Here is a 22831-nt window from a genome sequence, read left to right as displayed (position 1 = left end):
AAAAGATTTATATTATTCCCATTCGGTATGAAATATTCCTTCTGAATCCACCCTTTCATAGGTATGAGCTCCGAAGTAATCTCTTTGAGCTTGCATAAGATTGGCAGCTGAGTTTTCTTCAATTAATCCAAGAAAATAGTCCATTGATGTATTGTGAATTAAAGCAGGAATGTATAAATCTTTTGCAATATTTGAAATATGCTTTGTAGAATTGAATTTACCCAAAAGAAAATCTACAGACTTTTTATTATTTAAAAAATTGATATTTTCTCTATCTTCATTAATAATTTCAATGAGAAAATTAATCATTTTAGCTCTTATGATACAGCCGCCTTTCCAAATTCTCAATACTTCAGCTGAGTCGATATTGTAATTATAAACGTTGGATGCTTCATTTATAAGCCATATTCCTTGAGAAAATAATATAAATTGATTAAACAATAAAGATTTCTCTAAATCATATATAGTTTTCTCCTTATCTAAAGAAAGATTAACTTTCTTCTTCTCGAAAACATTTGATAATTTAATTCTTTCTTCTTTAAAATGTGATATGAGTCTACCATCTACAGCTGCAGTTAAAGAAGGAGCAGGTATACCAAGTTCCAGTGCTGTAATGGATGTCCATTTTCCAGTTCCCTTCTGTTCGGCCTTATCCAAAATAAAATCAACCAACGGCCTGTTGTTGTTTTCATCCTCATGATACATTATCTTATATGAAATCTCCATTAAATAGGATCCAAGTTCTCCATCATTCCATTTTTTAAAGGTATCCCCTATTTCTTTCGAAGAAAGCATCAACCCTTTTCTCATAATATTGTAAGCCTCTGAAATGCCAAGCATAATCCCATATTCTATGCCATTATGAATCATTTTCACAAAATGTCCGGCACCATCATCTCCAACATAGGTACAACATGGCTTAGAATCAACTTTAGCTGCAATATTTAATAAAATATCCTCTACTAATTTATATGTTTCTAATAATCCACCGGGCATTAAAGAAGGCCCATTTAAAGCACCATATTCTCCCCCCGAAATACCAAGCCCAAGATACAACACATTACTTGCTTTTAATTCTTCTATCCTTCTGTCTGTATCCTTAAAATAAGAATTGCCTCCATCTATTATTAAATCACCATTTTCGAGATATGGTAAAAGTTCGTGAATCAAATTATCCACAGGTTCACCGGATTTCACCATAAGAATAATTTTTCGTGGTCTTTCTAGAGATTCCACAAAAGATTTTATATCATAAAACGGCATTATATTCTCATCTCTTACCTTTTGTTCCATAAACATTTTAGTTTTTTCTATAGTTCTATTTAAAACGGATAAACTATAATTATTTCTCCCAATATTTAAAGCTAAATTTTCTCCCATTACACCTAATCCAATCAATCCAATATCATTCAAAGTACATACCTCCTAATTAAACTCTCCTTTTGGATATTCCTTCTCTAATCTTATATAAATTATTCAAAGTATTTTCTTGGGACTGTTCACTATCTATTGCTACCATCATATATAGAGTATCAATTAATAATAGGGTGCTCAATCTTGATTCTAATGCTTCACTTCTTAAATTATATTCCCTGCCATAAGCAATTAAAGATATATCTGAATTTAAGGCAATAGGGGATTTTGCGTTTGATGTTATAGATATGACACATCTTCCCTGTTCTTTTGAATAAGCAATAACATCCAATAAATCCTTATTACTTCCTGAATTTGAAAAAATAAAGACTATATCATTTTCATCAGAAGTAGATATATACATAAACTGCCAATGAAGGTCTGCAGTTACAAACCCTGTAATTCCATTTCGAACAAATTTATGATAAGCATCCTGTGCAAATGGAAAACTCCCTCCCATTCCAAAGAAATATACTTTATTAGCTTGTTTTAGCTTATCTACCACAAGATTTAATTTATCTATCTTGTTTGATTTTATAGTCTTTTCAAAGCTGTAATTATATCCTAAAGCCAATCTCTGCATCACTATATATGCATCATCTGTTGGCAAAACTTCTTCATGTAAATTCTCTAAAGGCTTAATAGCACATCCTGCAAGATTAATCTTAAATGACTGATATCCGCTAAAACCTAATTTATTACACAATCTAAACACAGTTGTATCACTTACTCCCGAAACCTCTGCTAGTTCACTTATTGTCAAATTTATTACTTCTTTAGGATGGTCTAATACGTATTTTGCCACTTTTTGTTCAGATTTATTTAACGATGAATAAACATTTCTTAAATCCTGTAAGCAATTTTTTTTCATAAAGCACCCCTTTATTTTAGATCAATTCTTTTTTTAATATCTGAACTACATCACCCAAGCCGCTAACCACAAAATCAGCGGTTTTCTTCAATTCATCATCAGGCTCTATTAAATCCGGAACCATTATCACCTTCATTCCAGCTTTAGAGGCTGAAATAACACCATTTGGAGAATCTTCCAATGCCACACAATCCACAGGATCAATAGATAATCTTTTTGAAGCTTCAATATATATATCAGGATTTGGTTTCGAATTCATAACCTGATCTCCTGTAACTATTATATCAAAATAATGAATAATGTCCGCAAGCTTTAATAAATATTCAGTTTCTTCTTCATAGGTAGAAGTTGCAACAGCTATCTTATATTCATTGTCCTTTAAAAACTTTAATAAATCCAGCAGCCCTTTTTTTATTGGTACACCATATTTAATGATATGTTCATTCCATAAAGCCCTGCTCCTTTTAGATATTTTTTCTTGGGGATAGTCATTACCATATCTATTAATGTTTATTTGTCTGATTTCTGCCAATGTTTTACCAAAGGTTTCAGATATTGTGTCATTTTCATAGTCCAATCCCAATTCTTTTTTTACCATATTGCGATACTTTAGTTTTACTCTTTCGCTATCCAGCATCAACCCATCCATATCAAAAATAATCGCTTTTATCATATTGTCTTAGCCCCTTTATCTTACGTATAATGCTTAAAAGCCAGCTATAAAACCATACCTAATATTTGTTTTATAGCTGGCAAGTCCTATTTTTATTATCCTTTATATCACTAAAATATTTACAAATTCACTGCATTATCAACATATTCGATTAAAATGTTTTTTGCAGTCCCTTCAATTCTTCCTTAGCAGCATCAATAATACTAGTATCATTAAATAAATCTAAAGCAGAATAAGCCAATACTTCACTTCCTAAAATTATTACCTCTCTTGACTTTGGAGAGTTGGCCAAATTCATAAAACGCTCAGTATGATTGGATATTTTCTCCTCAGGTAATAATGTTGGATATACCATCACTCCAGGTATTATTCTGTTTAGATTACCAAAATCTTCTCCTCCATTATCGTCTACCATTCCATCCATAAGTGGCTCTTCCAATAATTCAAAGTTCTTTCTACATACATTCCCAAGAACTTGACTTTTAACCCTGCCATAATATCCGGGGATATCCTGTATCTCTACCTCACAACCAGTAGCAATTGCCCCTGCTTTAGCACAATTTTTAATCTTCTCTACAGCAATCATCATTCCTTTCAAGTCAAAGGCACGAACATTTATAACCAATTTTGAATAATCCGGTATAAATCCATTCTCAGTGCCACCATCCAGTATTAAAGGCATGATGGATAAATCATTTTTGACTTGTTGTCGTAAGCAGCTTACAGCAGTATAACAAATATGGGCTGCATCCACAGCATTTATACCTTTCTCCGGATGTGAAGAGGCATGAGCTACCTTCCCATGGTATTCTACAATCAACTTATATGCAGATCTGCAATTCCCTGCAATTTTGGATACACCACTGGTAGGATGTAATAAAAACATCGAATCCACATCATCAAAGACTCCTTGTTTTTGCATTATAATCTTGCCACCGCCTCCTTCTTCGGCTGGTGTCCCTATAACTCTTAATGTCCCTTCAATACTATTCTCATCCATTACTTGCTTAAGTGCCATTCCTGCTCCTACAGCAGTAGTTGCTATTATATTATGTCCGCAGGCATGCCCTATACTAAGTGCATCATATTCACCAAGTATAGCTATCACCGGATATTTTACACCAGTAGGACAATATTCAGCTACAAAAGCTGTATCGAGTCCTCCAGCATTTCTAGTTAGATTAAAACCATGTTTTTCTAAAAACTCACTTAAGATCTTAGAAGCTTTATATTCTTTAAAACACATTTCAGGATTGTCAAAAATGTATTGGCTAATGCCAAATAATTCTTCCTTATTTACTTGTATAACTTCACTGATTTTATCCTTCAATTTATTAATATCCATAAATCTCCTTCCTTTCTCTTCCTCAGTTCATTTCTAGAACAATCCTATATAGGAAGTTATCAATGAAAATATTAATACACCTATTAATATTTTAGATTGTTTTACCTTTTTATTGGTAATTAAATAAGAGATTAAAAAAACCAAACTTAAAGGTAATATTCCAGGTATTATACTATCCAATTGAGATTGCAATGTGACCTCTTCCCCACTAATCATATAAGACACAATTGGCTCCATTTTTACAAATTGAGCTGATAAAACACCCATCATAAACAACCCTAAAACACCAGCAAAATTAATTATTTGCTTTATCTTCCCACTTCTTAAGATTTCCATTATTGAATTTCTGCCGACCTTATATCCTAACATAAACAACTGGTAACTGATTGTCCAAGTAAATAAAGGCACTACCAGTAATGGACCAATTGCTCCTATAATTGAACCTTCAGCAGCCATGGGCAGGAAGAAGGCTGTAACTATAGGTATTATTGTCCCCCAAGATACTGTATCACCTATACCAGCTAAAGGTCCCATAAAACCGGTTTTTAAATTTACTATCATTTCATCTGGTATTTTCCCTGATATTGCATTTTCTTCTTCCATAGCAACAGTTATACCATGAATTAAAGTTCCCCAACTACCTTCTGTATTGAAAAAAACCAGATGTCTTTTCAACGCTTTTACTAAATCGTCTTTATCTTTGTATAATTTCTCTAGTATCGGAGAAATCCATGCTACGAAGGTAAGTGATTGCAATCTTTCAAATGAACTACTAAATTCTACGGTGTTTATCCATCTAAACCAACTCTTTACTAGATCCTTTTTCGTTAAAACCTTTTTTTGTTCTGTAGCTTCATTTTCTTCATTTATAACTTCATTTTTCTTATCTTTATCCATTATATAATACCTCCTTCTGAAGAAGAGTCTCCTTTACTAAATAGCACATGTAGATAGGCAAAAAATAAACCAAATATTGAAAGAGTGATAGTATTAACATTCGTAGCTATTTTAGTTAGTAAAAAGCCAACTATAAAATATGGAATAATTTCCTTTTTGCCAATAACCGTTATAGTAATAGCAAAGCCTAATGCAGGCAATATTCCTCCTGCAACTGAAAGTCCATGAATAAACCATTCCGGAATGGAATCTAATATCACATTAACTACAGTTGGTCCATAATACATTGCTAAGGTCATAGGCACAAAATAAATTAAAGCAACTAATAAGCCTGGATATAGATATGCAGCCCTTTTTATACCCTTTATATTTGCTTCTTCTGCATATTTATCTGCCATATGAACAAATGTACCATTCAATGTTCTTCTTACAGAGTGCATTAATACTCCCAACAATCCAGCAGGTACTGCTAACGAAACAGCAACTGTTGGTTCTAGATCATTTATTAAAGCAATTGGAATTGCAATAAAAGCTGCAATTCTGGTGTCAGCCGGAATATTTCCACCTGGTGCAATAAATCCTAAATAAATTGCTTGTATTGCCGCTCCTATAATTATAGCTTGTTTTACATCTCCCAATACTAACCCAATTAATAATCCTATAAACATTGGAGAATTTTTTGGTACAGTATATATGAAGCCTTCTTCTAAAATCACTAAAAATACACCTAAAATAATAGCTTGAGTGACGCTCATTTGTCTTCCTCCTAATTGTAATTTTTAAAAATATTTATTGACAATATGGTCAAATTCTATTTCTTTTTCATCGGGTAATATATGCAAATATACATTAACCCCTTCCGCTTCTAATTCTTTTAATTTTTCCACATCTTCCTCATTTAGTGTAATGTTCTTATGAACGTTTATTCTACCTGGAGCTGAACCAATGCCGCCAATTTGCAAATTCTTGTATTTAAATCCAGCATTCCACGCGTTATAAGCTTCATTTACTCCCCTAAAGAGAAATAGTATCTTATCATCCTTATTTTTATCCCAATTTTTAGCTACTTCATCTACACCATATACCTCTACACTAACATTTGATGGTGCTGCAAGTATATATACCTGTGCCATAAATTCATCTTGTGCCAATGCATCGTCGATAATAATAATTTTATTGGCTTGAGTTTGCTTAACCCATCTTGTAACTACTTGCCCATGTATTAGTCTGCTATCAATTCTCACTAAAGCAATTTCTGCCATAAATATACCTCCACATCTAATAATTTTAAGTTATTTTACCTATTTACACTATTTATTATTCCTATTTCTTAGTTTACTGCTAAGATCTACAATGGAATTATGGGCTGCATCTTCTATTATCTTAGATAATTCATGTTTTGTATTTTGATTATTCAATAATCCTTCAATAACCATGCCAAGATTAACCCCAGTAATAATAGGATAATCTTCTCTAGCTAAAAAAGATGCAGCCACGTTGGCAGGTGTTCCACCGAAAATATCTGTTAAGATTATAGTATTACTTCCTAATTCTTCTAATTTCATTTCAACTTTTTGTTTAAATTCCTCAGCCATCATAGAAGGATATAAGCCTAATGCATAAATTTCGTTACTGTCTGAAACAAACATTTTGCTGGTTTCAACTAAAGCTTCACCTAGATTTCCATGGGTCAATATTAAAATATTACATCCCTCGCTCATGCCCTCACCTCCTTAAAGTCTTTCAATTCGTATTAGAAAATTATTTTTTTATTCTTGATACCTTGCTGTATTTATATAATGAAAAGAAAATATTTTCCTTAACTCAAATTATACCACAAATTTTAAAATTGAAAACCCTTTTAAGTAAATTATTTTTTTATTTTTATTATTTATTTATAATATAACCAATTTAAAGAAATTTATTTTTATTTTTGCGAACAAAATGGCTCAGGTTTTCCTAAATTTATTCTTTAGTAATTATATTTAGTAATTATCTGATTAAATTGAAGTAGATATACATTGATCATGATAACTATGTTTTATTAAATTTAAAATAATATTAACATTATTAATTAATATATTAATATTATTAATATTTATATTGACATATTTAATAAACTATAATATTATAATACTAATTCACATATAATTAATTTGCGATGATATATTAATCCCTGTATATCTTTATATAGCTATAATTACTATAAGGCAATAATGAATGTTTCTATACTCTAAAGAAAGGATGAAAGTTTTGAAAAATGAAGTAATAGGCAAGTGTCCCGTATGCGGTGAAGAACTTTATGTAACAAAGCTTAGTTGTCATAAATGTCATACTCAGATAGAAGGCAATTTCACTCTTTGCAAGTTTTGCAAACTAAGCAATGAGCAGAAAAGCTTCGTTGAAGTATTTATAAAGAGCAGAGGAAACATAAAGGAAATTGAAAAAGAATTGGGTATATCCTACCCTACCGTTAGAGGAAGGCTTGAAAATGTAATTGAAGCTTTGGGATATAGTCCCAAATATTCAGAACCCAAAATTGATAAAGGAGAAATCGTAAAAAGATTAAGTGACGGTGAAATAACGTCGGAAGAAGCCCTTAAGCTACTTCAAGGTGAAGAATAAAAGATGTATTTGAATCTTAATTTCCTAATAAAAATATTTTAAGGAGTGGTATAATGTTAGAAAAAGAAAAAATGCAAATTTTAACAATGGTAAAGGAAGGAAAAGTAACAACTGAAGAGGGTGTCAAGCTGCTAGATGCTCTAGATGGCGGCGATACATCTTTAAATGACACTAATATTAAAAACGGCAAAAAGGCAAAATGGCTAAAAGTGAAAGTCTTTGATCCGGAAGATTCTACTAAAGTAAATATTACTTTACCTATTTCTATTATAAATGTCGGCGTAAAATTGGCTCAAAAATTTTCTCCGGAGTTTAAAGAAACAGGTTTGACAGAAGATGATATGGATGAAATATTTTCAGCTATCAAAAATGGTGAAACCGGCAAGATTTTGGATGTGGACAGTAATGATGGCACTAAGGTTGAAGTCGTTGTAGAATAGTAGTTAACTGATACAATCTATATAACTTGGATATAAATATAATATCAGGGGATTTTAAATATTAGGAGGGATTAAATGAAAGGAAAATCATTAACTTTAATTATAATAATTATTGTAATAGCCTTAGTGGCTATAACATCCATTGGGACATATAATAGACTTGCCAGTATGGAAGAGAGCGTGGACAGTGCATGGGCACAGGTTGAAAATGTTCTAAAGAGAAGAGCTGACTTGATACCCAATCTGGTAAATACCGTCAAAGGATATGCCAGTCATGAAGAACAGGTCTTAACCCAGATAACAAATGCCCGGGCGGGATTTAATAGTGCAACTTCACCGCAGGAATTTGCAGCAGCTAATGATCAGCTTGATGCAGCAATAAGATCCTTAAACGTAGTAGTAGAAAATTATCCGGATCTTAAGGCTAATCAAAACTTCTTGGAATTGCAAGCTGAACTTTCCGGAACAGAAAATAGAATTAGCACTGAAAGAATGAGATATAACGATGCTGTAAGAGGATTTAATACCACTATAAGAAGGTTTCCTACCAATATTGTAGCGAAAATATTCGGATATCAGTCAAGAGAATATTTTGAGATTAACCCGGAAGATGCAGAAGTTCCTGAAGTAAACTTTTAAGAGGGTGCTTAAATGAAAAATCTCAAAAGTAAGTATATTTTTATTATCATAGCTTTTGTGATTATCCTAGTTTCTCCCGTATATGCATTGCCTAAACCTAACAATGACTTCTATGTATATGATGATGCAAATATATTAGATGAAACAACAGAAGAATATATTATAACTACTAATACGGAACTATATCAACAAACCGGTGCACAAATTGTCGTAACTTCTATCAATGACTTAGAGGGTATGGATATCAATAGATATGCCACAGCCTTATTTGATGAATGGGATATTGGAGGAGCCCAATTAGATAATGGATTGTTAATACTAATTGTCCCCAACGAAGGAGAAATTTGGATAGAAGTAGGCTATGGGTTAGAAGGAGTACTCCCAGATAGCAGAGTAAAAAGGATAATTGAAAACAATATAATACCTTATTTTTCACAAGGAGATTACAATACAGGAGTATTATCAGGCTATGAAGAGATTTTGGATTATGTAGAATCTGAATATAATATCCAACTTGAAACAAGAAATGATGAATATTATGCCCCGAATAATCAAAATCATATTGGAAATAAAATATCAAGTATATATATAATTATCGGCATAATAATATTCATGTTCATAGATTTTAGATTCTTTAGAGGATGGTTAACCTATAGTATTTTTCGAGGCTTTGGAAGAGGCGGCGGAAATTACAAAGGAAGCGGTCGTAACGGAGGAGGCAGCTCAAGAGGTGGCGGAGGTCGCTCCGGCGGTGGCGGTGCCGGTGGTAGATGGTAAATAATAAATTTTTAAATAGCTCTATATGGAGCTATTTTTTTCTTGACATACATCGACATTCTATGTATCCTATACATAGAAGTCCAATGTATAAATGCGGAGGTGTGGTTATGAAAATTGATAAAGGTCTTGTTGGCGGAAGTACAATTTTACTATTACTATCATTATTACAAGAAAGAGATAGATACGGCTATGAGATAATTAGAGAGCTGGAAACACGCTCTGACAATACCTTTCAGTTCAAAGAGGGTACCCTATACCCTGTCTTACACAAATTAGAGAATATAGGATATGTTGAGTCTTATTTGTCTAAGGGCGATGCGGGAAGAGAAAGAAAATATTATCAAATTACTAAAAGAGGAAAGAAACAGCTTATTGAAGAAAAACGGCAATGGGAGACTTTTTCTAAATCAGTAGAAAAAGTAGTCTATGGTGATGACCATGAATTTGCTTAAGAGTGATAAATTCATAAATGAGGTTATATCCTATATAAAATTTCCCTTTGATAGAGAGGATATAAGAAAGGAATTAGAAGATCATATACTAGATAAAATGGAATATTACGACAGCAGAGGCATTGATAAAGTGACTGCTGAAGAGCTTACATTAAGGGATATGGGAAATCCTAAGGAAATAGGTATTGCCTTAAATAGGGAACATAATTTTGTTTTAGGATGGATTTATAAAATAACTAATGCGCTAGTGACTATATTTTTAATAATCACTGTTTTTACAGTTGGCATCTCATTAATAAGTACAATTTTCTCTGGAAATCCGGCAAAGCATATTGCAAAAGAAGATATTGTTTATGATATAAAGGTCAACGAGAAAGTAAAAATTGATGACAGAGTGATAAAGTTTAAAAATGTTATATATGAAAAAAATGGGGACTTAAATATAATATATGAGTATTATGACACCAAACCTTTAGGGATGGGATGGTCACTTGGCTCTATTGGAACTATAAGGGATAATTTAGGTAATGAATATTTTGTGAGCTCCGGCTCTTCATCTGGAGGTATTGTTACTAAGGGCATAAGTACTATCAGCAATTTTTCAGATAAGATAGATACATTGATTATTGAGTATGATATGTATAACAGATACTATAAAGTCGAAATTCCATTAAAGACAGGTGACTTAAATGAATAGAAAGAAAAAGATAGTTAGAAATATAATTATACTGATAGCACTATCCACATTGTTCCTTAACAGAGGCATATCTCTAACACCAATGGCTGCTCATGAAGCATCTGAGAGAAGTATCCATTATGGCCCATCTAAGGTAGTTCATATTGAAGATTTTGATGATGGAAAATATATACTATGCAAATATGATAAATGGATTTCTTGCAACACTGTTAAAAAAACCATGTTTTTCTTTTGGACTTTTGGAAATCAAGTCACTGGAATTGAAATAGATAAAGGGAGACCATTGAATTTTACTTGGGGTTATTCCAGTGATAGAAATAAGCTCTATGGTATTATAAATGATAGCAATATAAATAAAGTTGAGCTATATTTAGATGATGGAAGAACATTATCTCAAACAGAATTTTACGATAATGATATGTTTTTATTCACTTGGGAAGGTGAAGCTAGCTTCGATAATATTAAATTCCCAAGGAAATATATTGTTTGATGAAGATAGATAAGGTCACTGGGAATTCCCAGTGACCTTATCTCAATTGGATATTTAAAAAAGGTAGATCTTCACCTGATTCATCAGGTATTCTTTTATACAAAAGGTATTCCCTTGTTGTATCATTTAAACCTATGGAAATAATAACCCGATCTTCAAATTCTTTAAAATCAATACTATCAACATATGCTTGATTTATATCCTTTAAAATGTCTAAATCTAACTCCTCTGATATTTTAGATTCTTTAAGCTCAATTATCATATTATTATCTATAAAATTTACAGTAGTTGATGGAATATCGGAAAATGCGGCATAAAAATCAGCCTCTTCTCCTTCATATGCTGAAAAATAGATCTTCAAGCCATTCCTTTCTACTTTCAAATCGCTTATAACGCCTTTATCCGAAAATTTAACTGCTAATAGATTTTGATATTCCGCTGTTAGCAGACGGCAATACACAATTTAAAGCAATTTTTTAGGCAAATTAAATTCAACAACTTTAGAAGGATGGTAATCATACTATCTCCTTTAGAATTCAACTAAACTTGTAAGCTAAGATTGAACTTAAAATCAACCCAAATATACTAAATATTATAATAAAACCCATGCCACCACTTAATTCTTTTCCCATTACTTTATAAAAATTTAAAAATATATAGTATAGACTAATTAATACTAATAAACTTGATTTCCTCTTAGTCCCAAAGATGACCTTAAACACATAAACTATAAATATAATTATACATATAACTCTTATATATTTACCCAATATATGATTAAAGATCAAGTTCTTGTTATATATTTCAATCGAGCTAATATAATACTCCCCTACATTTAGGTTAATTGATTTTTCATCATCTAATATATTGTCAATTTTAGCATTTGTTATAAATGTAGACAATCTAATAATAACCTTATTTCTATCAAAAATTTTCCTCATGGGAAGCCTAATTTTTATAGTATAGGCTTCATCTTCAGGAGCACTAAGCTTTTTAAAACTAACCCCTGTATAGTCAAAATTACTTATTTCATCATAAATAGGTTTTAATTTAGATATATTAACTATTTCTTGGGTTATTTCTGCAGAATTATCAACTGCTATTTGAACTGTATCTTCTATATTTATATTATGTTTAGTTATGATATTGTCAATCTCTTTCCCTAAAATAAAGACTTCTAGGTTGTCTTCTCCAAGATAATTAAAGCTGCAAGTATGTTCAATGATATCACTCATATCCTCAATATTTCTTTCAACATAAAAATTAGAAATCAAGTATGGATCTTTAAAAATCAAACCATGAAAAGGCTCGCTATAATTTCTCCCATATCTAGTTTGAGCTCTTAAAAGTCCTGAAAATGGTAATACAAATACCCCTAATAGGAACATTAGAAAAATTATAAGGTTATTTCTTTTTTTATCCACGAAAGAACACCTCACCGACTCAAATATTTTAGTCTATCTAGGTCTAATAGTAAAAAGATACCATAAATATGGATTATCATAATTCCAATCCCTTAATCTTGCATTTCTCCCCCAACCATCTGATCCCATATATCAACTATTTAAAGAGGATAGCAACAATACTATCCTCCAAATATTAAATTTTTTGCATTACTGAACTGCCATCAAACATTGCAAAATCTTTTAATCATCAGTTTATTCTCCAATCCATATGCTTTTCAATCCAGATAAAAGATATTAGACAGAAGACACATAGAACTAAAATACTAATCCAATCAAAACTACCTTCCAATGCATTTCTTATGGCAATGGCAGCATATCTAGTTGGAAAAATATGGGCGATATATAGTAATAATGGTGGCAATGCGCTTTCGGGAATAAATACAGGAGATACAAAAACTATTATAGGCTGTACAATTTGAGTTATTATATTGGCTTGTTTTGCATCTCGGCTACGTAATCCTATAAAAACTCCCACTGCTGACAAGGAATATCCGGCAATCAAAAGAACTAAAAGTAGAGAAATATTAAAATAAACATCCAACTTAAGTAGATATTTACCAATCAAAAATATTATCAAATAAGATGGTAACCCTATAATTGTTGCTTTTGTTACATACGCTACCACTAAATTAAATCGTCTAATTGGAAGTACAGCATAAAAATCAAATCCCCTAATCTCTTTTAAAACACCAAATTCCTGACCAAGTGATAACATTGTCCCTGTAACCATTGACATTACCATATTCCCTGATAAAGCATATATCATATAGTTGTTATTATCCCCTACAAAAATATACAAAAAAGCTAAAAAACTAATTGGAGATATCAGTACGACAAGGAAAGAAAATTTCCAATTTAGCCTTAAATCTGCAAATGCTGATTTTATTAAAACCCATTGATTCAATAATTTCAATTTATTTTGGGAACGATATAAAGCATTGCTTTTCAATTCCTTAATAGTCATACTAAACCCTCCTCACCATTATCGTATTTTTCACTTACACTGTATAAATATGCGTCAGCTAATGATGGTAATAAGATTTGGATATCTCTTATATATGGGTTAATATCACTAGTTAGAATTTCTTTGATACGCTCTTTTAATACCTCTCTAGCAACTACTATTTGATATGTAGTGCTATCAACTTTAACCGCTCCCAGATTTTCAATTGAATGTTGAGGTATAGCAATGTCATGATATACACTAAAGACTATTCTACACATATTTGATGCTTTGGATATTAGCTCTTTAGGTGTACCAAGATGAGTAATCTGCCCTTTCTGTATAATAGCCACACGATCAACTAATGATTCTGCCTCTGCTACATTGTGAGTAACGAGCAATATTGAAGACTGTATTTCATCCCTAATTTCTTTTAATAATTTCCATAGAATGCTTCTATGTTCGGGATCCATATCATTTGTAGGTTCATCCAAAATAATTAATTTTCTAAATCCTATGATTGTCGCGATAAAAGAGATAATTCTAATTTCTCCTCCGCTTAATGTGTCTATAATACGATTTTTTAAGTTTAATATGTTGAACCTTTCTAATAAATAAATTGATTGTTCATCAGCACTTTTGGTACTAAGCCCCCTAAGTATTCCTGTATAATATATATGCTCATAAACTGTTAAATTTCTATGAGTATATACAAGCTGACCCATGCTGCAAATCGTTTTTGGAATTATCTCAGGGCAATCCTCTATATTGTATCCATCAATTATAATCTCCCCTGCTGATGGTTTTAAAATCCCTGAAATCTGCCGAACTAAAGTAGTTTTTCCGGCTCCGTTCGGACCCAACAAGCCCAGTATTTCACCTTCGAATAACGATAAATTTAAATCATAATTAGCATAATAATCATCATACTTTTTGTATAAACCTACGACTTGCAAAAGCGTTTTTTCATCCTTTAGATACATTAAGACCCTCCTTATGAGGGTTACTTCTGAAGTCTAATTGAGAGACCCCCTTTGTAATCCCCATTTTATTTTTAGACTAATATAACGTTTTATCATCATAAAATCACTCCTCATATAATAGTATTTGCAAGGGAATATTTATAGAGATAATAGCCTTGCAATTTTTTGTAACTACATAATACCATACACTATTAAATTAATACAGTTAATCATAATCTATCAAAAGTCATTTTTTCAATGATTTCGCACTTGTCTTAAATGACCTATTTATAAATAAAGATTTCTTCTATTGGTGCATCCACAGCTCTTGAAATATCAATAGCAAGTTTCAACTTTTCTGATTCAAATAAGTCTTATAATTCACTCTGCCTTTACTACCAAGATATGATATAGATAAAGAGACAATTAATTGTCTCTTTATCTATATCAAAAATATACCTGCTATGGTCGTAATGACTAACCCAATAACAACCGGTTTAAAATTCCTTCGAGTTAGTTCAAATGGATCAACACCACATATTGCAGCAGCTGGGATTACCGCCCAAGGGATTAAGGTTCCCCCTCCTACCCAAATTGCAGCTATCTGCCCCAAGGCAGTCAGAGTAGAAACCCCTCTTCCCAGAGCCGAACCAAATAATTTTGCTACCGAACCAGCTAATGATATGCCGGAGAAACCTGAACCATCAAGTCCTGTGATTGCTCCAACAGATGTTAGCGTCACAGCTCCGATAGCCCTATTTAATGGAACAGCATTTGCTAAAGCGATTCCCAAATCATTAACAAGTCCTTGGGAATTTTGAGGTAAAAATTCTCCTATTACTTTTATAAATCCTTCATCCCCCAGATAGAAAAATGCGGCTATTGGGATTACCGGACCAAATATTTCAAATCCAAATTTCAAACCCTTTACCAAATACTTGGTTATTTCCTCCAACGCCTTCCCTTTATGAAGTAAGATGGATACCAAAATGAGTATAAATATTGCTGTACCTCCTACAAGGGCAGTAGCATCTCCGCCTTGAAGTTTTGCAACTATCATAATTACAACATCCATGGCAAAAAGGATGGGAACCAAGATTGCCAGTGTATTCTTGGTCTTTGGACTTAACACATTTTTATATTCTTCATCTTCTTTATTTAAAATCTTCGGACCTCCATTATCTACTTTCAACTTTCCCGATTTTAGATCCTTTTTAATAAATATAAAGGCTGCTACAGTAGTTACAACTCCCATTATAAATACTAAAGGAATACTTGCACTTATTACTTCGCCAACAGATATCCCCGCTGCATCTGCAGTAAGCTTTGGTGCCCCTTGGATAATAAAGTCACCGGACAATGCTATACCGTGCCCGAAAAGGTTCATTGCCATTGCAACAGCTAAAGCAGGCAACCCTACTTGGACAGCTATGGGAAGCATAACGGCTCCTATCAAAGCAACAGCAGGAGAAGGCCAGAAAAACCATGAAATAATCATCATTAAAATACCTATGACCCAGTATGCCAATGCAGGACTTTTTATAAGTTTTGTAAATGGAGATATCATCAATTCGTTGATACCTGTTTTCGCAAGTATTGTACTCATTGCAACTATTACTGAGATAATCAATATAGTTCCCATCAGTTCTACAATAGCATATATAAAACTGTTAAATACGGTGATTATACTACTGGAAAGTGAATTGGTCGCAACTAATGCCAGAAGAAATATGCCCACGATACAAACCAATGTTGTATCTCTCTTTTTAATCATTACCGCTAATATTAAGAGAGTAAATACAAGGTAGATATAATGTAGAGCACTTAAATCAACATTCATATAATCCCTCCTATATAAATTTACTTAACATTACAATATGCAGGAGAAGATTATATGGTGAAATCTTATTCTTTTATGAGATTTATATATAATGAGAAAAACAAATATCCTCCGATATATCCTCCAATAATATCCGTAGGCCAATGCACACCTAAATACATTCTACTAATTCCCATAAGTAAAATAAAGATAGCCGATAATGAATAAATTAACGGTCTTTTATTTTCATATTTCTTTGATAAAAGGTAACTAATGGTTAAATACATGCTCATAGTAACCATTGAATGACCACTGGGATAGCTTAATCCCCCCTGCTTTACAAGAATAAAATCCAATGGTCTGGTTCGATGAAATATTTGTTTCAGTAAAAAGTTGACAACCCAACTACCTAAGGATGACAGCAATAAAAGTTTTGAAATATAGCGTTCATTTTTTTTCAATGAATATATAATGCCGATTCCCATTACAGGAACTAAAAAATATCCCGAGCCAATAAAGGATATAAATTTCATTAATGATAATAAATATGGATTGGTATTACTATGTATAATTTCCAACAAGAATTCATCAAATAATATTCCCTCAGATGAATTTCTTACCGCCAGACCAATAGATACAAATATAATCAAACATGCTAAAATAAAAATCAATTTGAAGTTATTTTTTTTCATTTTACGCCTCTATTCTTATTCATTCTTAATTAATATATTACCACAAAAAAACACAAGTATTGCCATCAATTATATAAATTTAGACCTAGAGAAAAATCTAGGCCTTTTAAAATTTAAATTGCTTCTATTCAGTATCAACATCCTTCAACCTATCTTTCATCATCTCAAACCGCTCAGTAACGCTTTTAGAGTCATTTGACATTTCTCTTTGAAATGGATATAATAAAATTCAATATGTAGTGATTCATTTGGGAGAAAAATTAATGTAGAATTGTCCCACTAACATTGATATGTTATACATCAAAAGAGCCCATTCTTATTAGAAGATGGAGCTCTTTTGAATTTTTAGTCTTATGCTTATGGAGGTAATATTCGTGGAAGAGAAGAGTAATATTTTAACGATTTTAAAAATAGCCGGTACATACATTTCTTGCTGCATGGGAGCGGGATTTGCAACTGGACAGGAAGTAATGCAATTCTTTACTTCGTATGGATATCTTGGAATTCTCGGACTTGTCGGTGTTGTCATTTTATTTGCATGGTATGGCTGGGTTTTTATGAAAGCCGGCAACGAATTAAAAGCAACAAGTGCCAAGCCTGTACTAGAATTTCTTTGCGGTAAAAAACTGGGAATAGTAGTTGAATGGATCACCATGTCCTTTGTATTCGCTTGTTTTTCAGCCCTTGTTTCCGGAGCCGGCACAACTTTAAATCAATATTTTGGTATTAATTCGTATCTCGCAAAAGTTATTGTAACATTGGCAATTTGTTTGACTGCACTTCTTGGATTAAATTCAATAATTAATATTATTTCAGCAATTGCACCTATTGCAATTGTACTGTTAATAATTATTGCTATCTATACCATCAGCACAAATCCAGAGGGGCTACTCAATGTCGGCAAGGCTATGGAAGGGATGGACTTAATCAAAGCTGCACCTACATGGTGGATATCTATGCTCCTTTATGTTTCATATTGTGTCCTTCCATTTATTCCGACATTATCTATTATGGGTGCAACGACAAAAAACAAAAAAGATGCAAAATTCGGAAGCATTTTAGGAGGTATCTGCCTTGGTATAGGTGCAATGCTTATTAATTTAAGTTTGCTATCAACTATTTCAGAAAGTGGTACACAGGAAATTCCAATGCTGTATTTAGCAGACAAAATGTCCCCGATTATTGGAATACTATTTTCTGTCATTATTATTTCACGAATTTATGCGTCAAATGTACCACTTCTTTACTCGATTGCTATGCGTTTCAGTAAAGGAGACAAAAGGAAATATAAACTTTTATTAGTTTGTGTCAGTATTGCAGGGCTTCTACTCAGTTTCGTACCTTTTGCCCGATTACTTAATATAATTTATCCATTCTTTGGGTGGCTTGGTCTAATCATTATGGCTTTCGCTGTATATCGTACAATTATCAAAAAAGAAAAACCTGTTATACAGTCTTAAACCATTTTTTCCGGTTTAATTATTTCATCAAATTTTTCTTCAGTTAAATATCCTAATTCTACTGCGGCTTGTTTCAGATTGATTCCTTTTTTATGTGCAGTCTTGGCTATAGTTGCGGATTTCTCATAACCTATATAAGGATTAAGTGCAGTTACCAGCATCAATGATTTATCCAGATTTTCTTTCATTTTTTCTTTATTTGCTTTGATGCCTATTACACAATTATAATTAAATGAATTCATTGCATCAGATAACAATCTAACAGATTGCAAAAAATTATATATACACATAGGCAAAAATACATTTAGCTGAAAATTACCTTGTGATGCACCCATAGATATTGACATATCGTTCCCCATAACTTGGCAAACAACCATAGTTAGAGCTTCGCATTGTGTAGGATTCACCTTTCCCGGCATTATTGAACTTCCGGGTTCATTTTCAGGAATTATTATCTCCCCTAATCCGCATCTTGGACCACTTGAATACCATCTGATATCATTGGCGATTTTCATTAAATCTGCAGCCAATGCCTTAATAGCACCATGAGAATTTACAAGATCATCTAAACTGGTCAATGAATGGAATTTATTTTCAGCAGTTATAAATCTGGTATTCAACAATTCCGATATTTCATTTGCTGAAATTCTGCCGAAATCTTTATGAGCATTTAATCCTGTCCCTACAGCTGTACCGCCTAATGCTAACTCTCTCAATCCATCCAAAGATTTCGTTATATTTGTTTCCCCTTTCTTGAGCATCTGCTTCCATCCGCTTATTTCCTGTGAAAATTTTATAGGAACTGCATCTTGTAAATGTGTTCTGCCGGTCTTAATTATGCCTTCATTTTCAATTTCCAATTTTTCAAAGGAATTTCCCAAATTTTTTATGGCTGGTAAGAGATTATTCTCTATTTCCATAACCCCGGCTATATGCATAGCTGTAGGAAATGTATCATTGGAGCTCTGGGACATATTTACATGATCATTTGGATGAATGATCTTTTTTCCCATTATTTGATTCGCCCTATTGGCAATAACCTCATTAACATTCATATTGCACTGAGTTCCGCTTCCTGTTTGCCAAACTTTAAGGGGAAAATGGTCATCTAAAATTCCGGAATAAACTTCATCGCACGCTTTCCTAATAGCCCCAGTTCTTTCGTCATCTAATTTTCCTATTTTATTATTTGCTTTAGCTGCTCCCTTTTTTAAAATACTAAATGCTCTTATGACTTCTATAGGAATTGTTTCTATTCCAATCCTGAAGTTTTGCAAACTCCTTTGAGTTTGAGCACCCCAAAGTTTTTCAACAGGGACCTCCACTTCTCCCATTGTATCTTTTTCTATTCTAAAATCCACTTTATACCTCCTAACCTATATCAGCGTTTTACAAATTTTAAGTCAAAATCTTTTTAATTTTCTGCAAGACGTTTTTTAAGCAGTTCTTCGCCTGATATACCCGGTTTAGTCATTCCATAATAATCCAATATCGTATTAAGATCATCTTCATCAAGCAGTTCTTCCTCTAATATCAACTTTCTAATCGGTTCTTTAGTTTTTAATGCATGTTTGGCAATTTTTGCTGCTTCTTTATATCCTATATGTGGGCACAAAGCTGTTATTATCCCAACGCTAGTTTCCATAAGATGTCTACAATGCTCTTCATTTGCAGTAATACCATCGATGCAATTTACTATAAATGTTTCTATTCCATGAGTTAGGGTTTCAATGGATTCATATAAATTGTAGAATAATACAGGCTCAAATGCATTTAATTCCAACTGACCGGCTTCAGCAGCCATAGTAATAGTCAAATCGTTGCCTATTATATTGAATGCAATTTGACTAACCACTTCAGGAATTACAGGGTTTATTTTACCCGGCATTATAGAAGACCCGTTTTGTTTAGGAGGCAGGTTTATTTCCCCCAGTCCGGTTCTGGGTCCCGATGAAAGCAATCTTAAATCATTACTAATCTTTGAAAGACTTACAGCACATGCCTTAATGGCTCCGGAAACCGATACAAACACATCTAAATTTTGTGTCCCGTCAATTAAATCATCATTTTGTACCAAATCAAGACCGGTAATTTTGTTTAGATTTGGCACTATATTTTTTACATATAATTCATCTGTATTGAGCCCGGTTCCTATAGCAGTAGCTCCAATATTGATATGCTTTAATTCCTCTTTTGCCCTTTTTATCCTAACTATATCTCGTTTTATGGCATTGGAATATGCATTAAATTCCTGACCTAGCCTAATCGGTATTGCATCTTGAAGCTGAGTTCTTCCCATTTTTATAATGTGATCAAATTCCTCGGATTTCTTCATTAATGCTTCAACAAGATTATTTACTTGAATCAAAGCTTTGTCAAGCAACCTAATAGCTGCAATTTTACCGCTGCTGGGAATTACATCATTGGTTGATTGTCCAAAATTAACATGATCATTAGGGTGAACATAACTATAATCCCCAAGTTTTCCTCCTAAGATTTCAGTAGCTCTATTGGCCACAACTTCATTCATGTTCATATTAATAGAAGTTCCTGCCCCTCCCTGAATAGGGTCTGTAATAAACTGATCATGAAGCTTTCCGCCTATAATTTCATCGCAAGCTTTAACTATTGCTTGCCCTTTTTCAGTATCCAACAAATTGAGGTCCATATTGGTTATTGCTGCTGCCTTTTTTACTTCCGCTAATGCTTTTATAAGTTCCGGCTGAACTGTTCTGCCGGTAATTCGGAAGTTTTCACTAGCTCGTAAAGATTGCACTCCGTAATATGCATCTTGAGGAACTTTTTTTTCACCTACTGAATCACTTTCTAATCTATAATTTGTCACTAAAATCCCGCCTTTTTTATTTGTAATATTCTTCTTTTGCTATCTTTACTGCTTTAGCTACCAAAATACATATGAATGGCACAAATCTATATCCATTAAATTCTTGCCATTCCGGTTTTTCTTGCTGCATCTTTTACTGCTTCAGCTACAACTTGAGCTACCCTTTTATCAAGTACATCAGGTATGATATGTTCTTCGTTTAAGTCCTTATCATCAATATATCCGGCAATAGCATATGCTGCTGCAAGCTTCATTTCATCATTTATTTCCTTTGCTCTTACATCCAAAGCACCTCTAAACAAGCCCGGAAATACTAGGACATTATTTATTTGATTGGCAAAATCAGAACGACCTGTGCCTACCACTTTAGCTCCGGCATTTTTAGCCTCATCAGGCATTATTTCCGGAATAGGATTTGCCATAGCTAATATAATAGAATCATTATTCATTGATTTAATCATTTCAGAATTTACAATGCCTCCGGAGGATACTCCTATAAATACGTCCGAACCTATCATGGCATCTTTCAATTGTCCTTTTATATTCCTAGGATTTGTTTCTCGCGAAAGAATTTTCTTTATACCATTTAGTCCTTCTCTGTCCTCGTAAATGGCGCCTGTCCTATCACATAATATTATATCTTTAGCTCCTGCTATTGTAAGAAGTTTTGAAATTGCTATTCCAGCAGCACCTGCTCCATTTATTACTATTTTTACATCCTCAATATTCTTATTCACAACTCGCAATGCATTGATTAATCCGCCAAGGACAACTATGGCAGTACCATGCTGATCATCATGGAATACCGGTATATCCAGTTCTTTTTTTAACCTTTCTTCAATTTCAAAACATCTTGGCGAACTAATATCTTCCAAGTTAATTCCACCTAACCCCGGAGATATCATCTTAACAATTTGCACAATTTCATCCGGATCTTTAGTATTTAAGCAAATTGGAAAAGCATCAACATTCCCAAATTCTTTAAATAGAATGGACTTACCTTCCATAACCGGAAGAGCTGCCTTAGGACCTATATCCCCTAAGCCCAATACCGCAGAGCCATCTGTAATTACTGCTACCATGTTGCCCTTAGAAGTATATTTGTATACATCGTCTTCATTTTCATGAATTTTTTTGCAAGGCTCAGACACCCCCGGAGTGTAAGCTAAACTTAAATCATCTCTGGTTCCAATTTTAATCTTTGATACAACTTCTATCTTACCTTTATTCTTTTCATGAAGTTTTAAACTTTCTTCATAATAATTCAAAGCATTTCCCCCATTTCTATAAAATTTTAAAAATATGACATATAATTTATATTG

At 32.7% G+C, this 22831-nt stretch carries 25 protein-coding genes; 8 read left to right on the top strand and 17 right to left on the bottom strand.

The window, feature by feature from the left end; all coding sequences use genetic code 11:
* Positions 1 to 12: 12 nt before the first annotated feature.
* The 8 genes from gndA to H8707_RS08120 all read right to left on the bottom strand — a co-directional run bounded on the left by gndA (position 13) and on the right by H8707_RS08120 (position 6920).
* Positions 13 to 1413: an NADP-dependent phosphogluconate dehydrogenase gene (gene gndA, locus H8707_RS08155; RefSeq protein WP_262429647.1), complete on the bottom strand. Its 1401-nt coding sequence runs from the start codon at positions 1411 to 1413 to the stop codon at positions 13 to 15.
* Positions 1414 to 1429: 16 nt separating this feature from the next.
* Positions 1430 to 2284 (bottom strand): MurR/RpiR family transcriptional regulator, encoded by an 855-nt coding sequence (locus H8707_RS08150; RefSeq protein WP_262429646.1) that lies wholly within the window; start codon positions 2282 to 2284, stop codon positions 1430 to 1432.
* Positions 2285 to 2300: 16 nt separating this feature from the next.
* Positions 2301 to 2957, bottom strand: coding sequence for an HAD family hydrolase (locus tag H8707_RS08145; protein WP_262429645.1), 657 nt, complete (start codon positions 2955 to 2957; stop codon positions 2301 to 2303).
* 151 nt (positions 2958 to 3108) lie between these two features.
* Positions 3109 to 4302 (bottom strand): M20 family metallopeptidase, encoded by a 1194-nt coding sequence (locus H8707_RS08140; RefSeq protein WP_262429644.1) that lies wholly within the window; start codon positions 4300 to 4302, stop codon positions 3109 to 3111.
* A gap of 33 nt (positions 4303 to 4335) precedes the next feature.
* Positions 4336 to 5199 (bottom strand): PTS system mannose/fructose/sorbose family transporter subunit IID, encoded by an 864-nt coding sequence (locus H8707_RS08135; protein ID WP_262429643.1) that lies wholly within the window; start codon positions 5197 to 5199, stop codon positions 4336 to 4338.
* Positions 5199 to 5954 carry a PTS mannose/fructose/sorbose/N-acetylgalactosamine transporter subunit IIC gene (locus H8707_RS08130; RefSeq protein ID WP_262429642.1) on the bottom strand — a complete coding sequence of 252 codons (756 nt, stop codon included), beginning with the start codon at positions 5952 to 5954 and terminating at the stop codon, positions 5199 to 5201. The genes H8707_RS08135 and H8707_RS08130 overlap by 1 nt, the downstream gene beginning before the upstream one ends.
* Positions 5955 to 5978: 24 nt before the next feature.
* The gene (locus H8707_RS08125) at positions 5979 to 6461 is read right to left on the bottom strand and encodes a PTS sugar transporter subunit IIB (RefSeq protein WP_262429641.1); all 483 of its coding nucleotides are present in this window, start codon (positions 6459 to 6461) and stop codon (positions 5979 to 5981) included.
* A 48-nt stretch (positions 6462 to 6509) separates the two neighbouring features.
* A complete protein-coding gene (locus H8707_RS08120) occupies positions 6510 to 6920 on the bottom strand; it encodes a PTS sugar transporter subunit IIA (RefSeq protein WP_262429640.1) in 411 nt (136 codons plus the stop codon).
* A 532-nt stretch (positions 6921 to 7452) separates the two neighbouring features.
* On the opposite strand from H8707_RS08120, the gene H8707_RS08115 reads away from it, so the two are divergent.
* The 7 genes from H8707_RS08115 (at position 7453) to H8707_RS08085 (ending at position 11322) form a co-directional block, all read left to right on the top strand.
* Positions 7453 to 7824, top strand: a complete 372-nt coding sequence (locus H8707_RS08115) for a DUF2089 domain-containing protein (protein ID WP_262429639.1) — start codon at positions 7453 to 7455, stop codon at positions 7822 to 7824.
* Positions 7825 to 7877: 53 nt separating this feature from the next.
* Positions 7878 to 8264 (top strand): SHOCT-like domain-containing protein, encoded by a 387-nt coding sequence (locus tag H8707_RS08110; RefSeq protein ID WP_262429638.1) that lies wholly within the window; start codon positions 7878 to 7880, stop codon positions 8262 to 8264.
* A 75-nt stretch (positions 8265 to 8339) separates the two neighbouring features.
* The gene (locus H8707_RS08105; protein ID WP_262429637.1) at positions 8340 to 8903 is read left to right on the top strand and encodes a LemA family protein; all 564 of its coding nucleotides are present in this window, start codon (positions 8340 to 8342) and stop codon (positions 8901 to 8903) included.
* Positions 8904 to 8915: 12 nt separating this feature from the next.
* Positions 8916 to 9680 (top strand): TPM domain-containing protein, encoded by a 765-nt coding sequence (locus tag H8707_RS08100; RefSeq protein WP_262429636.1) that lies wholly within the window; start codon positions 8916 to 8918, stop codon positions 9678 to 9680.
* A 110-nt stretch (positions 9681 to 9790) separates the two neighbouring features.
* A complete protein-coding gene (locus tag H8707_RS08095; RefSeq protein ID WP_262429635.1) occupies positions 9791 to 10135 on the top strand; it encodes a PadR family transcriptional regulator in 345 nt (114 codons plus the stop codon).
* Positions 10122 to 10832, top strand: a complete 711-nt coding sequence (locus tag H8707_RS08090; RefSeq protein WP_262429634.1) for a permease prefix domain 1-containing protein — start codon at positions 10122 to 10124, stop codon at positions 10830 to 10832. The genes H8707_RS08095 and H8707_RS08090 overlap by 14 nt, the downstream gene beginning before the upstream one ends.
* On the top strand, positions 10825 to 11322 hold the full coding sequence (locus tag H8707_RS08085) for a hypothetical protein (protein ID WP_262429633.1): 498 nt from the start codon (positions 10825 to 10827) through the stop codon (positions 11320 to 11322). The genes H8707_RS08090 and H8707_RS08085 overlap by 8 nt, the downstream gene beginning before the upstream one ends.
* Before the next feature lie 37 nt (positions 11323 to 11359).
* Here H8707_RS08085 and H8707_RS08080 read toward each other — a convergent pair whose 3' ends face one another.
* From H8707_RS08080 to H8707_RS08055, 6 genes are all read right to left on the bottom strand, one after another.
* The gene (locus H8707_RS08080; protein WP_262429632.1) at positions 11360 to 11782 is read right to left on the bottom strand and encodes a hypothetical protein; all 423 of its coding nucleotides are present in this window, start codon (positions 11780 to 11782) and stop codon (positions 11360 to 11362) included.
* Positions 11783 to 11858: 76 nt separating this feature from the next.
* Positions 11859 to 12746 carry a hypothetical protein gene (locus H8707_RS08075; RefSeq protein ID WP_262429631.1) on the bottom strand — a complete coding sequence of 296 codons (888 nt, stop codon included), beginning with the start codon at positions 12744 to 12746 and terminating at the stop codon, positions 11859 to 11861.
* Positions 12747 to 12975: 229 nt separating this feature from the next.
* Complete coding sequence (locus H8707_RS08070; protein WP_262429630.1) at positions 12976 to 13752, bottom strand: ABC transporter permease; 777 nt, start codon at positions 13750 to 13752, stop codon at positions 12976 to 12978.
* A complete protein-coding gene (locus H8707_RS08065; RefSeq protein WP_262429629.1) occupies positions 13749 to 14714 on the bottom strand; it encodes an ABC transporter ATP-binding protein in 966 nt (321 codons plus the stop codon). Before H8707_RS08065 ends, H8707_RS08070 begins: the two co-directional genes overlap by 4 nt.
* A 421-nt stretch (positions 14715 to 15135) precedes the next feature.
* Positions 15136 to 16533, bottom strand: coding sequence for a hypothetical protein (locus tag H8707_RS08060; RefSeq protein ID WP_262429628.1), 1398 nt, complete (start codon positions 16531 to 16533; stop codon positions 15136 to 15138).
* 65 nt (positions 16534 to 16598) lie between these two features.
* Positions 16599 to 17204, bottom strand: a complete 606-nt coding sequence (locus H8707_RS08055; protein WP_262429627.1) for a phosphatase PAP2 family protein — start codon at positions 17202 to 17204, stop codon at positions 16599 to 16601.
* 359 nt (positions 17205 to 17563) lie between these two features.
* Here H8707_RS08055 and H8707_RS08050 point away from each other — a divergent pair, with 359 nt between their 5' ends.
* Positions 17564 to 18664 carry a YkvI family membrane protein gene (locus H8707_RS08050; protein ID WP_262429626.1) on the top strand — a complete coding sequence of 367 codons (1101 nt, stop codon included), beginning with the start codon at positions 17564 to 17566 and terminating at the stop codon, positions 18662 to 18664.
* Here H8707_RS08050 and fumC read toward each other — a convergent pair.
* From fumC to H8707_RS08035, 3 genes are all read right to left on the bottom strand, one after another.
* Entirely contained in the window at positions 18661 to 20025 is a 1365-nt protein-coding gene (gene fumC, locus H8707_RS08045) for a class II fumarate hydratase (RefSeq protein ID WP_262429625.1), read from the bottom strand. The two genes, H8707_RS08050 and fumC, sit on opposite strands and share 4 nt — an antisense overlap.
* Positions 20026 to 20078: 53 nt before the next feature.
* Positions 20079 to 21509, bottom strand: a complete 1431-nt coding sequence (locus H8707_RS08040) for an aspartate ammonia-lyase (RefSeq protein WP_262429624.1) — start codon at positions 21507 to 21509, stop codon at positions 20079 to 20081.
* 95 nt (positions 21510 to 21604) lie between these two features.
* The gene (locus tag H8707_RS08035) at positions 21605 to 22777 is read right to left on the bottom strand and encodes an NAD(P)-dependent malic enzyme (protein WP_262429623.1); all 1173 of its coding nucleotides are present in this window, start codon (positions 22775 to 22777) and stop codon (positions 21605 to 21607) included.
* Between the last annotated feature and the right edge of the window lie 54 nt (positions 22778 to 22831).

Origin of the sequence: Paratissierella segnis (assembly GCF_014385195.1) — a bacterium.
GTDB lineage: Bacteria > Bacillota > Clostridia > Tissierellales > Tissierellaceae > Paratissierella > Paratissierella segnis.
The sequence above is the reverse complement of the archived record's forward strand: the minus strand, read 5'-3'. Positions and strand labels throughout refer to the sequence as shown.